This is a genomic window from Paucibacter sp. DJ2R-2 (assembly GCF_025717675.1).
Classification (GTDB): Bacteria; Pseudomonadota; Gammaproteobacteria; order Burkholderiales; family Burkholderiaceae_C; genus Paucibacter_A.
Genome location: NZ_JAJIRT010000001.1, coordinates 754094 through 768701 on the forward strand (window position 1 = coordinate 754094; position 14608 = coordinate 768701).

Here is a 14608-nt window from a genome sequence, read left to right on the forward strand (position 1 = left end):
GCCGCCGCTGGCCGCGGCCCCGCCCGGGCCCTTCAATCCGCGAACTCTGTCAGTGTGTGGTCGGCAAGACCAGCTCGAACTCGAAGACGCTGCCGCGGCCCAGCTCGCTGTGCACGCGGATCTCGCCCCCCATCTCGCGCACCAGCTGCTGACTGATGGACAGACCCAGGCCCGTGCCACCGAGGCAACGCGCGTCTTCCGCGACCTGCTCGAAGGGCTGGAACAGGCGGTCCAGCATGCGCGCGGCGATGCCGATGCCGGTGTCGTGAACGGCAAAGCCGATGCGGACGCTGTGGTCCAGCTCCGAACGCAGGCGCACCTGCAGGCCGAAGCTGCCGGTGTCGGTGAACTTGACGGCGTTGGAGAGTAGATTCATCAGCACCTGGCGCAGGCGCTGGCCATCGACGAGCACGCGCGCGGGCAGCTGAGCGGCCACATCGACATCGAAGATCAGGCCTTTTTGCTCGGCACGCAGGCGCACGCTGTCTCCCACCATGTCCAGCAATGCGCGCAGATCCACCGAACTCGGTTGCAGGCGGACCTTGCCGGCCTCGATGCTGGCCATGTCCAGCACATCGGTGATCAGGCTCAGCAAATGCTCGCCGGCATCGCGGATCTGCCCCACCTTGGCCAGTTGCGCGGTGCTCAGGCTGTTGTCCATCTGCAGCAACTGGCCAAAGCCGAGGATGGCGTTCAGGGGCGTGCGGAACTCATGACTCATGGTGGCCAGAAAGCGGCTCTTGCTCTGGCTGGCGCTTTCGGCGCGCAGCTTGGCCTCGCTGAGCTCACGGGTGCGCTCGGTCACCACGTCTTCTAGATGATCGCGGTAATGGGTGAGTTCCTGTTCGGCGATGCGGCGCTGGGTGATGTCGCTGACCATGCCTTCGATGCGCAGACCCTGGCTGCCACCACCGGGCACCACATGGATGCTCAGCTCTACCCACAGCTGGCGGCCCTCATTGGTGGCAACCAGCATGGGCACCTGCTGCAGCAGACGGTGGCGCTGCAGAGCCATGGCGATGCGCTTGAACTCCTGCGCCTCGATTTGCACCAGGCTGCGCAAGCGCCGGCCGACACTCAAAGCCTTGGCCGGCGTACTGAAACCCAGCATCTGAGCCAGGGCGCGGTTGAGGCTGAGCAAGCGGCCGCGCGCATCGGCCTGGAAAATGCCTTCGGTGGCGTTTTCGAACAAGCTGCGGAAACGTTCTTCGCTCAGCTGCAAACCCTCGGACGAGGCCTGCAGGCGCGCACTCATGAGGTTGAACTGCTCGGTCAGCAAGCCGATCTCGTCGCTCCGCTCGACCTCGGTGCTGGCGCCAAGCTGACCCTCGGCCACCTGGCGAGCCATCTGACCCAGCCTTTGCACCGGGCGTTTGACCAGGCGGTAAACCAGCACAAAGCTGGCCGCCAGGACCGCCGCCAACATGGCCGCCAGCAGACTGGCGACAAAGCGACGCATCTGCGCCACCTGGGCATGTACACGCTCGCGGCTGAGCACCAAGGTGGCCTGGGCGACCACAGTGGGCGCCACATCGGGCGCGGCTTGATAGCTGACGTCGAACTGCCGCCGCAAGGGGTCAAGCGCCGCCTCGCTGCGCTGCCGACGCATGGGCTCGGAGTTGACGCCGACCGGGCGCAGCTCGATGGCATGAACTTCGGGGTCGGCCATCACCGCATCGAGCAGATGCTTGATGGCGATGTTGTCGAGGTTCCAGATCGGCCCGGCAAAACCCAGGGCGACCAGGCTGGCCATGCGTTCCTGGCGTTGTGCCAGGGCTTGGTTGAGTTCCTGCTCCTCGCGCGCGGTCCAGTACCAACCCAGACCCAGGGCCAGCAGCCCTGCAGCCAGCGCAATGCCCAAGACCAGCCGAGACTGGATGCCGAAGCTCACTCGCACAGGGGCCATGCATTCACTCCTGACCAAGGCCGGACCAAGGCACCAAACTGCACGCTCGCAAGCGCCAGGCTGAGCCTAACTCAACTGCTCTGCGCATCAGCATAGCGCCTTTGCCCTGGCGCGCAGGAGAGGGGCGGCCCCAGGGGCCGCACGCACAACTTGCAGGACCCTGCCTGATCAGGCGCTCTTCTTGGCCGCAGCCTTTTTGGCCGGAGCCTTCTTGGCAGCCACTTTCTTGGCCGCGACCTTCTTGGCGGGCGCGGCGGCCTCGCTGGCGGCCGGCTTGGCCGCAGCCCGGGCCGGCGCACCCGGCTTGGCGGCGCGCGGCTCGAATTCGAACATCACCTTGCCGGCCTTGGCATCAAAAGCCAGGAAGGCCTTGAACTTGCGCCGGGTCTTGTTGGAGACGAAGTTCTCGAGCAGCGCTGTCTTGCCCTCGCTGAGCAGCTTTTGCATCTGGCTGATCTCGATGGGCTGCTGCAGGATGATCTTGCCGCTCTTGAAATCGCAGGTGATGGCGGCGCCGACGGCATGCTCGCAGACGTAGTTGCTGCCATGCTCGAAGACCCGACCCTGGCACTTGGGGCAGGCGCCCAGCGAGGTCTGGGCGCTGAAGTCCACCGCCTCGCCATCGCCCTCGCCGTTCTTGCCGTCGTCGCCGAAGTCGAACTCGAGCTTCCAGTTCTGGATCTCTTCGTCGAAGACCAGGGCCAGCTCGGCCGTGAAGGGCCAGCCAGCCTTGGAGCGGAAGCCCTCCAGCGGGCCGATCTTCTTGTCGGCCAGGAACTGTTCCACCTCGTGCAACTCAAAGCTGCGGCCGCCGGGAATCTTGCCGATGGAGAAGCCGCAGCCCTCCGAGGCGCCATCCTTGCCGGTGCAGGTGAAGCGGCGGTAGTTCTCCTTGACCACGCCGCTGCACTTGGGGCAGGGCGTCTTCAGGGTGGCGTAGTCACCAGGGATGGTGTCGCGGTCGTATTCCTTGGCCTTTTGCACCACGCGCTCGGTCATGGCGGCGATCTTGGCCATGAACTCGTCGCGGTTCAGGCGACCCTTTTCCATCTCGGAGAGCTGGAACTCCCAGTCACCGGTCAGCTCGGGCTTGGTCAGGTCCTTGATGTCCAGGCCGCGCAGCAAGGTCATCAGCTGGAAAGCCTTGGCCGTGGGGATCAGCTCGCGGCCGTCGCGCAGCATGTATTTTTCGGTGAGCAGACCTTCGATGGTGGCGGCGCGGGTCGCTGGCGTGCCCAGGCCCTTTTCGGTCATGGCCGCGCGCAGCTCTTCGTCGTCGATCAGCTTACCGGCGCCTTCCATGGCCGAGAGCAGGGTCGCTTCGGTGTAGCGGGCCGGCGGCTTGGTGGCCAGGCTTTTCACATCGACCGACTCGGTCCGCACCACCTCGCCCGGGGCCACGGCCACCAGATTGGCATCGTCTTCCTGCGCTTCCTTGCCGTAGACGGCCAGCCAGCCCGGCTTGACCAGCACCTTGCCATTGGTCTGGAAGTTCAGCTCCTTGCCCGCCGCCTTGACGGTGCTGATGCGGGTGGTGACCAGGAACTCGGCCGGCGGGAAGAACACGGCCAGGAAGCGCTTGACCACCAAGTCATAGAGCTTGGCTTCGATGTCGGACAAGCTCTTGGGCGCTTGCAGGGTCGGGATGATGGCGAAGTGATCCGAGACCTTGCTGTTGTCGAAGACTTTCTTGGTCGGCTTGATATAGCCCTCGTTGAGCGCCTTGCGGGCGTGGCCGGCCAGCTCGCGCAGCGGGCCGGGCAGGTCCTCGCTGGCGATCATCTCGGCGGTCTGCTTGGCCACGGCCAGATAGTCCTCGGGCAGGAAGCGCGAGTCGGTCCGGGGGTAGGTCAGCACCTTGTGCTTTTCGTACAGGGCCTGGGCCAGGGACAGCGTGGTCTTGGCCGAAAAACCGAAGCGCGAGTTGGCCTCACGCTGCAAGGTGGTCAGGTCGTAAAGGCCGCCACAGCTGCTGGTGGTGGGCTTGCTCTCCTCGCGCACGTTGGCCGGCTGGCCCTGTGCGGCGGCGGCGATGGCGTCGGCATCGGCGCGGTTCCAGATGCGGTCGGCGCGCGCTTCGGCGTCCTCGCCCTTCTTCCAGCTCGGGTCGAACCACTTGCCTTCGTACTGGCCGGCCTGAGCATCGAAAGTGCCGCGCACTTCCCAGTAGTCACGCGCCACATGCTTGCGGATCTTTTCTTCGCGCTCGACGACGATAGACAAGGTCGGCGTCTGCACCCGGCCCACGGTGGTCAGGAAGAAGCCACCATCGCGAGAGTTGAAGGCGGTCATGGCACGCGTGCCATTGATGCCCACCAGCCAGTCGGCCTCGGAGCGGCAGCGCGCGGCATCGGCCAGCGGCATCATCTGTGCATCGCTCTTGAGCTTGTCGAAACCATCGCGGATGGCTTGCGGCGTCATCGACTGCAGCCACAGGCGCTCGACCGGCTTGGTGATGGCGGTCTTGGCCGTGCCGGCGTATTGCACGATCAGACGGAAGATCAGCTCACCCTCGCGGCCCGCGTCACAGGCGTTGATCAGGTGCGTCACATCCTTGCGGCGGATCAGCTTGACCAGGGCATTGAGGCGGCCCTTGACCTTGTCGATGGGGTTGAGGTCGAAATGCGGCGGGATCACGGGCAGATTGGCGAAGCTCCACTTGCCGCGCTTGACGTCGAATTCCTCCGGTGCCTTGATCTCTACCAAGTGGCCGACCGCCGAGCTGACCACGAAGTCCTCGCTCTCGAAGTATTCATCGTGCTTGTCGAACTTCCCCGCCTTGGGGGTCAAGGCGCGGACGATGTCCTGCGCCACGGACGGCTTCTCGGCAATGATCAGTGTCTTGCTCATGATGGTGATGAAGTTCTCTACTCGTGTATTTCAACGCCGGCCGAAGCATCTGGCTCCGGCCTGCCTACAATCCGGCCTCGCGCACGCCCATGCACGTACATGCACGCGCGCACACCCATGAATTCAATGTAACCACAACTTCCGATGACGCAAGCCGCCCGCAAAAAGACTGCTCCGGCCCCGGCCGTACTTGCCAAGCCCAGCGGCAAGGGTCGGCGCATCCAGGTCAGGAATTCGGGCGTCCATGGGCGCGGAGTCTATGCGCTGGCGCCGATCGCGGCCGGCGAAACCATCATCGAGTACACCGGCGAGCTCATCAGTTGGGACGAGGCCATGGAGCGCCACCCTCATGATCCCAAGCAGCCCAACCACACGTTTTACTTCCACATCGAGGACGGCCGCGTCATCGACGCCCTCTACGGCGGCAACAGCTCGCGCTGGATCAACCACTCCTGCGAGCCCAATTGCGAGACCGACGAAAGCAATGGCCGGGTTTTCATCAAGGCCCTGCAAGACCTGTCCCCCGGTGAAGAGTTGTTTTACGACTACGGTTTGACCATCGACGAGCGCTACACGCCGAAGCTGAAGAAAGAGTTCGCCTGCTACTGCGGCAGCCCCTTCTGCCGTGGCACCATGCTGGCGCCTAAACGCTGAGTTATGTCCCGCCGCCCATGAACCCCACTGACAGCCCGCACCAAGACTGGCAAGCCGAAGCCCTCTGGCAAGCCCTGACCCCCTTGCTGCCCGGCATCAGCATCGAAGTGCTGGCCCGCACGGCCTCGACAAACAGTGCATTGCTGGAGCGGGTGCGCCAGCAAACCCAACAAGGCAGCGAAGCGCGCTACGGCCGGCGCGCCCACGACATGCTGCCCTGCTTGCTGGTGGCCGAGCACCAGACCCATGGCCGCGGCCGCCAGGGCCGGGCCTGGCTGTCCAGCCCCGGCGCCTCGCTGACCTTCTCTCTGGGCCTGCCCATGGAGCTGAGCGACTGGTCGGGGCTGTCCCTGGCCATCGGTTGCGCCATCGCCGACGCGCTCGAGCCCGCCGCGGCCTTGGGCGGGCAAGCACTTCCGCGCCTGCAGCTGAAGTGGCCCAATGACCTCTGGCTCGATGGCCGCAAGCTCGGCGGCATCCTGATTGAAACCGTGCCGGCCGGCGCACAGCGCATGGCCATCATCGGCGTGGGCCTGAACATCCATCGCCTGGCCGCGGCCGAAGACAGCCACGGCAGCACGGCCTTCAACACCGGCTTTGCGGCGCTGGAAGAGCTGGACCCCAGCCTCGATGCGCCGGCCGTGCTGGCGCGCATCGCGCCGGCCATGGCGCGCTGTCTGGTCGATTTTCCGCAAGGCGGCTTTGCCGGCTGGCTGGCAGCCTACGCGCGGCGCGACCTGACCCTGGGCCAGGCCGTCAGCGCCGGCAGCCTCGAAGGGACTTCGCGCGGCGTGAGCGCCGACGGCTGCCTGCTGCTGGAGACCACACAAGGCCTGCAAAGCGTCAGCGCCGGCGAAGTCAGCCTGCGCCTGTCCGGCCCATCCTCCCCTTCACCCCTGACGACCTGAAGCCACACGCCTGCCCACACCATGCTGCGCGCCCTGCTTGCCCTCCTGCTGATCCTGAACGCCCTGTTCTTCTCCTGGACGCGCGGCTGGCTGGACGGCGTGGTCGGCGTCAAGGCCACGGGCGATCGCGAGCCGCAGCGCCTGGCGGCGCAACAGACGCCCGAACGCATCGAGTTGCTCAGCGCGCAGGCGGCCAAGTCCTTGCAGCAGCGCGCCTGCGTCGAACTGGGGCCGCTGGACGGCGATGCGGCCCTGCTGGCCGCACAGAACGTGTTGGCCGGCGCCGGCGTGCCGGTCAGCGAATGGCAGGCCCTGCACAATGAACAAGCCGGCATCTGGGCGGTGACCACGACGCGCTTTGCCAGCAAAGACCTGCAGACCCGCAAGGAAGAAGTGCTGAAGAAGGCGAAGATCAGCTACGAACCACTGAGCGGCGTACCGGCCGAGATGCCGGCCCTGCTGCTGAGCCGTCATGCCAGCGAGAAGGCCGCCGCCCTGCAGATGGAGCGCCTGTCGCAGCGCACCATCAAAGCCTTGCAGGTCCTTCAGTTGCAGGCACCGCTAAAGCGCCACAGCCTGGTCTTTGCCCAGGCTGACGGCGCGCGCCTGGCCCAGCTGCGCAGCCTGAAGAGCCCCGCCCTGGCGGCCGGCTTCAAGAACTGCAATGCGGCCGCCCTGGCTGCGGTCACCGCCGCTTCGGCGGCATCGGCCACCACGGTCGCTCCTGCGGCCAGCGGCGGACGCTGAGCTGAGCCAGGCCCTGCGGCCAAGCCCAATTCTCCGCTGACCTCGTCAGCGAGGGCGCTGCGGGCCCCCTCGCAGGGCCCAGGCGGCCAGTGCCAGCAGACCCAACCACCAGGCACTGAAGGCGCCACCGCCGCCGCCCGAATTGCTGCTCGGGGTCGGCGTGACGACGACCGGCGCGGCGGCCACGGCAAAGCTCTGGCTGACCGGTGCGGCCGCGGCGAAGCTGCTGTTGCCGGCCTGGCTGGCCGTCAGCGTGCAGGTGCCCACCGCCAAGAGCGACACGCTGTTGCCACTGACGCTGCAGACCGCCGTGCTGCCGGAGCTGTAGCTGACGGGCAAGCCGGAACTGGCCGTGGCTGCCAAAGCCGGCGCGGCGGTGCCCAAGACCTGGTTGGCGATGGCGGGGAAGCTGAGGGTCTGCGGTGCCAGAGCCACATTGAAGCTGCGCGCCACCTCGGCGGCGGCCTGGTAGCTGCTATTGCCAGCCTGCTTGGCAAGCACCGTGCACACGCCTGAACTGAGCAAACTCAAGGCCGTGCCGCTGACCGAGCAGACGGTGGGCGTGCTGCTCTCGAAGCTGACCGCCAAACCCGAGCTGGCCGTGGCACTGAGGGCCGGCGCCGCCGTGCCCATCTGCTGGTCGGCCAGCGCCGGGAAGCTCAGGGTCTGGGCTGCAGGCCCAACCGTGAAGCTGCGGCTGAGCGAGGGCGCGGCCGCAAACACCGCATTGCCGGGCTGGCTGGCCTGCACGGTACAGCTGCCGCCGGCCAGCAAGCTCAAGCTGCTGCCACTGACCGAGCACACCGCCGGCGTGCTGCTGCTGAAACTGACCGTCAGGCCGGAGCTGGCCGTCGCCAGCAGCGAGACAGAGGGCTGACCGAACACCAGGCCGGTCGGTGCCGTGAAGCTGATCGTCTGCGCCGCGCTGCCGACCGCCGTGACACTGATGCTGCGCGTCAGGCTGTGGACCGTGCCGAGATCATCGATCAGCTGCACGCTCACGCTGAAGCTGCCGGCGCCGCTGGGGGTCAAGGTCACCGTCTGCGTGCTGGCGCCCGAGCTGAAGCCGCTGACGATGCCGCCGCCGGCGCTCAAGCTCCAGGCGGCGCTGGCGATGCTGCGACCGCTGCCCAGCGTGCTGCCGCTGACGCTCAGGCTTAGGGCTTGGCCGGCCAGCGGTGCGGCCGGATTGCTGCTGATCTGCAGCGCTGCACCGTTGGCGGCGCGCGCCGCGGCCAAGGCCGCGCCGGCGTCCAGCATGCCGGCACCGCAAGTGCTGGTCGTGCAATAACACTCATCCTGGGCGGTGGCGGTAGGTGCCGTGCACTGCGGTATTCCGGCCGTGCCGCCGCTGCTGACAAAGGGCCGGGCCGTGCTGCGCAAGGCGCTCAGCACCTCGGCCGGCGTCATGCTCGGCCGCACCGACAGCATCAGGGCCACCGTGCCGGCCACCACCGGGGTCGAGAAGCTCGTGCCCACCGAGGCACCGTTGTTGGTGTAGGACGCATCACCGACCACCGGCGTGGTGATGCCGCTGTTGGTGGTGCTGAACATAGGGTAAAGGCAGGCACCGCTGAGATTGACGCAGTTGCCACCCGGCGCAGCAATGCTGACCTCGGGGCCGATGCTGGAGAAGCCCACCTTGCTGCCGACATGGCGCAGGCCGGTGACCGTGATCACGCCGGGGCAGTTGCCGGGCAGACCGACGGCCAGGCCCTCGCTGTTGCCGGCCGCGACCACGATGCTGGCGCCGCGCGCCGTGACTTGGGTGATGGCGTCGCGATAGAGCCCGCCCGTGCCCGTGCTGCCGCAGCTGCCGCTGCCGCCCAGGCTCATGTTCAAGACCTTGGCGACATTGGGATTGGCGGGCAGGCCAGGCACCGAGATGCCGGCCGACCATTTCATGGCGGCGATGATGTCGGAGTCATAGCCCCCGCATTTGCCCAGCACCCGCACCGGCAGGATCTTCACGCCCCAGGCCACGCCGGCCATGCCCACATTGTTGTTGGCCGTGGCGGCGATCAGGCCGGCCACGCGCGTGCCATGCCAGGAGCTGTTGCCGATGTCCGTGGCGTCACAGGCGCTGCCCAGGGTGCCGCCGTTGATGTCGGCCTGGCTGACCCAGTCGCCCGGGTCGGAGGCGTCGGCATCGGCGCCGTCGCCGTCATTGGCCGTCGCTGTGGCCTGGCTGGACGAGGAGCTCAGGCCCACCATGTCGTAGCCGCCGACGATTTGCCCGGCCAGCTCGGGGTGGTCTTTGCGAATGCCGGTGTCGAGTACGGCGACGATGATGCTGCTGTGGCCGGTGTTGATGTCCCAGGCGGCCGGCGCATTGATGCTGGACACCACCTCGCCAGGCACCGAGCTCGGCGTTTTCAGATACCACTGGCCGACGCTGGGGCCGCTGGGCAGGGCGGTGCTGTAGAACGGGTCGTTGGGCACGCGGGTGTGGCGGCGGCGCTGATCCACCACCGCCAGCTCGACTTCCGAATCCAGCGCCAGTTGCTGGGCCAACGCCGCCGAACTGATGCCGCTGGCAACAATGACATGGGTGCGCTCATCGAGGCTGCGCAGGGCGCGCAAACCCTGGCGGGTGCGCGAATTGAGGCCGCTGCGCAGGCCCAGACCGGTGGCCCGGGTCTGCGCCACATCCTGGGCCGCTGCGCGGCTCATGGAGACCGACAGGGCCTTGGCGCGCACGCTGGCGGCGGCCGGCTTGAAGCGCACGATCACGCGCGCCTGGGCTTCATTGCTGGTGGCCGTCAAGGTCGCCGCCAGGCTTTGTGCCGGCGCGCTGGGCGCCCAGATGCCGGCCATCAAAATCAGGCTCAGGCCGAGCGTTGAGAGTTTCATCAAGGGCTAGCTCCAAGGCCGGTGAAGTCAAATGAAGAAGGCGGGCAGCCGCCAGTTTAGGGCGGGCGGCGCGGGGCAATCGTAAAGAATAGATCCCTGCAGCCCCGCTTGTCGACACATGGGAAAGCGGCAGTTCACGCGCCGATTAGACGCAAAAAAAGGGCCTTGCTGTTGGCAAGGCCCTTTCCGCTGAGCAATAGGGGCCGCAGTGAAGCTGCAGCCCTTCGCGCTCGCTTGATTACTTGGCGATCACGCGCACCATCTCGAGCACCTTGTTCGAGTAGCCCCACTCGTTGTCGTACCAGGCAACCAGTTTGACGAAGGTGCTGTCCAGGGCGATGCCGGCGTCGGCGTCGAAGATGGAGGTGCGGGCATCACCGCGGAAGTCGGTCGCCACGACCTTCTCTTCGGTGTAACCCAGCACGCCCTTCAATGCGCCTTCCGACTGAGCCTTGAATTCGGCGCAGATGTCCTTGTAGGACGCTTCGCTATTCAGCTCCACAGTCAGGTCCACCACCGACACGTCGGAGGTCGGCACGCGGAAGCTCATGCCGGTCAGCTTCTTGTTCAGCTCGGGGATCACCACGCCCACGGCCTTGGCAGCGCCCGTGCTCGAAGGAATGATGTTTTCCAAGATGCCGCGACCGCCGCGCCAGTCTTTGTTGGACGGGCCGTCGACGGTCTTCTGCGTCGCGGTGGCCGCGTGCACAGTGGTCATCAGGCCGCGCTTGATGCCCCACTTGTCGTTCAGCACCTTGGCCAGGGGAGCCAGGCAGTTGGTAGTGCAAGAAGCGTTGGAGATGATGGCTTGGCCAGCGTAGGTGTTGTGGTTCACACCGAACACGAACATTGGGGTGTCGTCCTTGGACGGTGCCGAGAACACCACCTTCTTGGCGCCAGCGGCCAGATGCTTCTCGCCCGAGGCCTTGTCCAGGAACAGGCCCGTGGCTTCAACAACGATGTCGGCGCCGACTTCGTTCCACTTCAGGTTGGCGGGGTCACGCTCTTGGGTCAGGCGGATGGCACGGCCGTTGACAACCAGGGTGTTGCCGTCCACCGAGACTTCACCGTCGAACTTGCCGTGCACGCTGTCGTACTTGAGCATGTAGGCGAGGTAATCGGGCTCGAGCAAGTCGTTGATGCCGACCACTTCGATTTCCTTGAAGTTGGCGATGGCAGCGCGGAACACCATGCGGCCGATGCGGCCGAAGCCGTTGATACCGATCTTGATCGTCATGAGAAATAACTCCTGGTCAGGTGGGAGAGGATAGAAACAAAACGGGAACGGGATTGCGGCAGCCGCCGGAGATCAAACTCCCTGAAGGCGCTTGCCTAGCCAGCACTCAGGGTATGCAAATGCGCCCAACATCGCCAGATTCATGTGCCAAGCCTCAACCCGCCGCAGCCGCCGGCTTCAGATTCAAGTTGCCGCAAGGCACTTGAATCTGCACCGTCTGACCGAACAGCTCATTGGCCTGCTTGTCGTTGGCAAAAGCAATCTGCCGTTCCGACAGCCACTTCAAGAAGCTGATGCGGTTCGGGTCTTTCTTGTCGGAGCGGACCTCATTGGGCAGGCTCGGTCCATAAATCGTGTAATCAACTTTGAACGGGCAGCTCATGGTTGCGAAATCGAATTCAGCCTGCAATTGCCGGACGCCGGCCGTCAGGCCGAGGAACTCAGCCAGACCAAAGACATCGCGCTTCAAGGCATAGCGTCGCTCGCCCGCAGGACTGAAACTGAACTGCTGATGCATGGATTGCGGCGGCTCGGCGCCGCTGCGGCAGGGCATGCGGTACTTGGCCAGGCGCTCGCGCACCAAGGATTCGAAACTCTTTGAGGCTGTGGAATGGATCAGCGTCACCTCGGGGGGCTGCTGACCATCACCGGAGAAACTGGCCACGGCCACGACATGCTCGACATCGCGATCACCGATGCCAGGCCGGGGAGATTCGATGGGCTCGCGCGGCATGACGATGCAGAACTCCTGCTTGCGATCAGCCTCCACCGGCAGTGGTTCACGGTCGGTGTTCTTGAAGCTGAATTCCTGCACAGCCTTGATCGGTCCTTCGCTTGCCGAGAGGCAGGGCAAGCGATAGCCCTCGAGATAGCGGAAGGTCCGTTCCTGCATCTCTGGCGCGGCCGTGCTCACCAAAACCTCAACGCGCGGAGGCGCATCGGGTTTGCTGAAATGCAACTGCACCCGCATAAAACCTTCAGCGCGGTCGGTCTCCAGCTGGCGCGGATAGACCGGCAGCTTCTCCTGGCGTACCAGGCACTTCAGCGACTGCGCTGCGGACAGCGGTGTCACGTCTTTGGACTGTGCATGCGCAGCGATCCCAGGCCCGCCAAGCAGGCCCAAGATCACCACCATGCGCCCAAACCCCAAATTCTTCGATGGGTGGTTCAAGCGCTCCTCCTGTGTTGTGGTGGTGAAGAAAGGCCGTGAGATTAACCGAATCTCAGCGCTTCTTGCCCTTGAGCTTGGCCACACCCAGCGCCACCTTGACCGTGTCGGCCACGTTCTCGGCGGTGAAGCCGAAGTGCTTGAACAGCACCGGGGCCGGGGCCGATTCGCCATAGGTATCGATGCCGACGACGGCGGCGCAGCCGTACTTCCACCAACCGTCGGTCACGCCCATTTCCACGGCGATGCGCGGCAGGCCGTCCGGCAGCACGGACTTCTTGTAGGCCAGGTCTTGGCGGTCGAAGACATTGGTCGAGGGCATGGAGACCACGCGCACGCCGATGCCGTCCAGGGCCAGGATTTCCTGGGCGCGCATGGCCAGCTGCACTTCCGAGCCGGTGGCGATGATGACGGCACGAGCCTTCTTGCTCTTGATGCCGACAGTGGCCGGCTCTGCCAGCACATAGCCGCCCTTGGCGATGTCATCGACCGCGGTCTTGGGCGCGTAGGGCAGGTTCTGGCGCGACAGTGCCAGCACGCTGGGGCGCTGGGCGTTGCCGATGGCCATGGTCCAGGCAACCACGGTTTCGGTGGTGTCGGCCGGGCGCCAGACGTCCAGGCCCGGGATCAGGCGCAGCGAGGCGACATGCTCGATCGACTGGTGGGTCGGGCCGTCTTCCCCCAGGCCGATGGAGTCGTGGGTGAAGACATGGATGACGCGCTGCTTCATCAGCGCGGCCATGCGGATGGCGTTGCGGCTGTAGTCGCTGAAGGTCAGGAAGGTGCCACCGTAGGGGATGTAGCCGCCGTGCAGGGCCACGCCGTTCATGATGGCGGCCATGCCGAACTCGCGCACGCCGTAGTTGATGTGGCGGCCGCCATTGCTGCTGCCATCGGCCTCGACGCGGAAGGCCGGGGTCGACTTGGTGTTGGTCAGGTTGGAGCCGGTCAGGTCGGCCGAGCCGCCCAGCAGCTCAGGCAAGGCGGCGGTGAAGGCTTCCAGCGCCAGCTGGCTGGCCTTGCGGCTGGCCACGGTCTCGGCCTTGCCGTGCGCCGCGACGACGGCGTCGACGGCGGTCTGGGCGAAGTTGGCGGGCAGCACGCCGGCCATGCGGCGCTGGAACTCAGCGGCCAGCTCAGGATGGGCGGTGGCGTAGGCGTCGAAACGCTCGTCCCAGCTGCTTTCCAGTGCGGCGCCTGCGGCTTTGGCATCCCAGTCGGCGTACACCTCTTGCGGGATCACGAAGGGCTCATGCGCCCAACCCAGCTGCTCGCGGGTCAGCTTGATTTCGTCGTTACCGAGCGGCTCGCCGTGGGCCTTGGCGGTGTTGGCGCGGTTCGGCGAGCCCTTGCCGATGTGAGTCTTGGCGATCACCAGGGTCGGCTTGACGCTGCTCTTCTTGGCTTCGGCGATGGCGGCGTCGACGGCGTCGACATCATGGCCATCCACCGGGCCGACCACGTTCCAGCCATAGGCTTCGAAACGCTGGGCGGTGTTGTCGGCGAACCAGGGGGCGACCTGGCCGTCGATCGAGATGCCGTTGTCGTCGTAGATGGCGATCAGCTTGTTCAGCTTCCAGGCGCCGGCCAGCGAGGCGGCTTCGTGGCTGATGCCTTCCATCAGGCAGCCGTCACCCAGGAACACATAGGTGTGGTGGTCGACGATCTGGTGCTCGTCGATATTGAATTCCTTGGCCAGCATCTTCTCGGCCAGGGCCAGACCGACGGCATTGGTGATACCTTGGCCCAGCGGGCCGGTGGTCGTTTCCACGCCCGGGGTGATGCCCACTTCCGGATGGCCCGGGGTCTTGCTGTGCAGCTGGCGGAAGGCCTTGAGCTCTTCGATCGGCAGCGCGTAGCCCGACAGATGCAGCAGGGCGTAGATCAGCATCGAACCGTGGCCGTTGGACAGCACGAAGCGGTCGCGGTTGGCCCATTGCGGGTTGGTCGGGTTGTGACGCAGATGGCGGCTCCACAGGGCCACGGCGATGTCAGCCATGCCCATGGGGGCGCCCGGGTGGCCCGAGTTGGCTTGCTGCACGGCGTCCATGGCCAGTGCGCGAATGGCGTTGGCCATCAAGGTGGGGTTGCGAGCAGCGGTAGTTGCCATGTGCGTGCGGAAGTGAAGTTGCGGGGTAATCCCGGATTTTACTTGGACGCTGCGCTTCGGCCGCCACGGACTGGCTTGCGGCCCCGACAAAGACCTGAGCCGGGCTTGATCCAACGCAAATCCAAGGCCCCGGAATCTGCCAGCCTAGCGCCTGCGCGGCCCCTCGCCCAGCCGC

General features: G+C 65.8%; 9 protein-coding genes. 3 read left to right on the top strand and 6 right to left on the bottom strand.

Annotated features, from left to right (window positions below; all coding sequences use genetic code 11):
• Positions 1–49: 49 nt before the first annotated feature.
• Together LNV28_RS03345 and LNV28_RS03350 are read right to left on the bottom strand one after the other, a co-directional pair.
• Complete coding sequence (locus tag LNV28_RS03345) at positions 50–1906, bottom strand: ATP-binding protein (protein ID WP_263516510.1); 1857 nt, start codon at positions 1904–1906, stop codon at positions 50–52.
• A 168-nt stretch (positions 1907–2074) separates the two neighbouring features.
• Entirely contained in the window at positions 2075–4756 is a 2682-nt protein-coding gene (locus LNV28_RS03350) for a DNA topoisomerase III (RefSeq protein WP_263516509.1), read from the bottom strand.
• Between the two features lie 144 nt (positions 4757–4900).
• Here LNV28_RS03350 and LNV28_RS03355 point away from each other — a divergent pair, with 144 nt between their 5' ends.
• From LNV28_RS03355 to LNV28_RS03365, 3 genes are read left to right on the top strand one after another with little or no spacing between them, the layout of a single operon-like run.
• Positions 4901–5410 carry an SET domain-containing protein gene (locus LNV28_RS03355; RefSeq protein ID WP_263516508.1) on the top strand — a complete coding sequence of 170 codons (510 nt, stop codon included), beginning with the start codon at positions 4901–4903 and terminating at the stop codon, positions 5408–5410.
• Between the two features lie 17 nt (positions 5411–5427).
• Positions 5428–6318, top strand: coding sequence for a biotin--[acetyl-CoA-carboxylase] ligase (locus LNV28_RS03360; RefSeq protein ID WP_263516507.1), 891 nt, complete (start codon positions 5428–5430; stop codon positions 6316–6318).
• Positions 6319–6339: 21 nt separating this feature from the next.
• Positions 6340–7065, top strand: a complete 726-nt coding sequence (locus tag LNV28_RS03365) for a hypothetical protein (protein ID WP_263516506.1) — start codon at positions 6340–6342, stop codon at positions 7063–7065.
• A 45-nt stretch (positions 7066–7110) separates the two neighbouring features.
• Here LNV28_RS03365 and LNV28_RS03370 read toward each other — a convergent pair whose 3' ends face one another.
• From LNV28_RS03370 to tkt, 4 genes are all read right to left on the bottom strand, one after another.
• Positions 7111–9918 (bottom strand): S8 family serine peptidase, encoded by a 2808-nt coding sequence (locus LNV28_RS03370; RefSeq protein ID WP_263516505.1) that lies wholly within the window; start codon positions 9916–9918, stop codon positions 7111–7113.
• A gap of 238 nt (positions 9919–10156) precedes the next feature.
• A complete protein-coding gene (gene gap, locus LNV28_RS03375; protein ID WP_263516504.1) occupies positions 10157–11155 on the bottom strand; it encodes a type I glyceraldehyde-3-phosphate dehydrogenase in 999 nt (332 codons plus the stop codon).
• Positions 11156–11309: 154 nt separating this feature from the next.
• Positions 11310–12326 (bottom strand): hypothetical protein, encoded by a 1017-nt coding sequence (locus tag LNV28_RS03380; RefSeq protein WP_263516503.1) that lies wholly within the window; start codon positions 12324–12326, stop codon positions 11310–11312.
• A gap of 52 nt (positions 12327–12378) precedes the next feature.
• The gene (gene tkt / locus LNV28_RS03385; protein WP_263516502.1) at positions 12379–14433 is read right to left on the bottom strand and encodes a transketolase; all 2055 of its coding nucleotides are present in this window, start codon (positions 14431–14433) and stop codon (positions 12379–12381) included.
• Positions 14434–14608 lie beyond the last annotated feature (175 nt).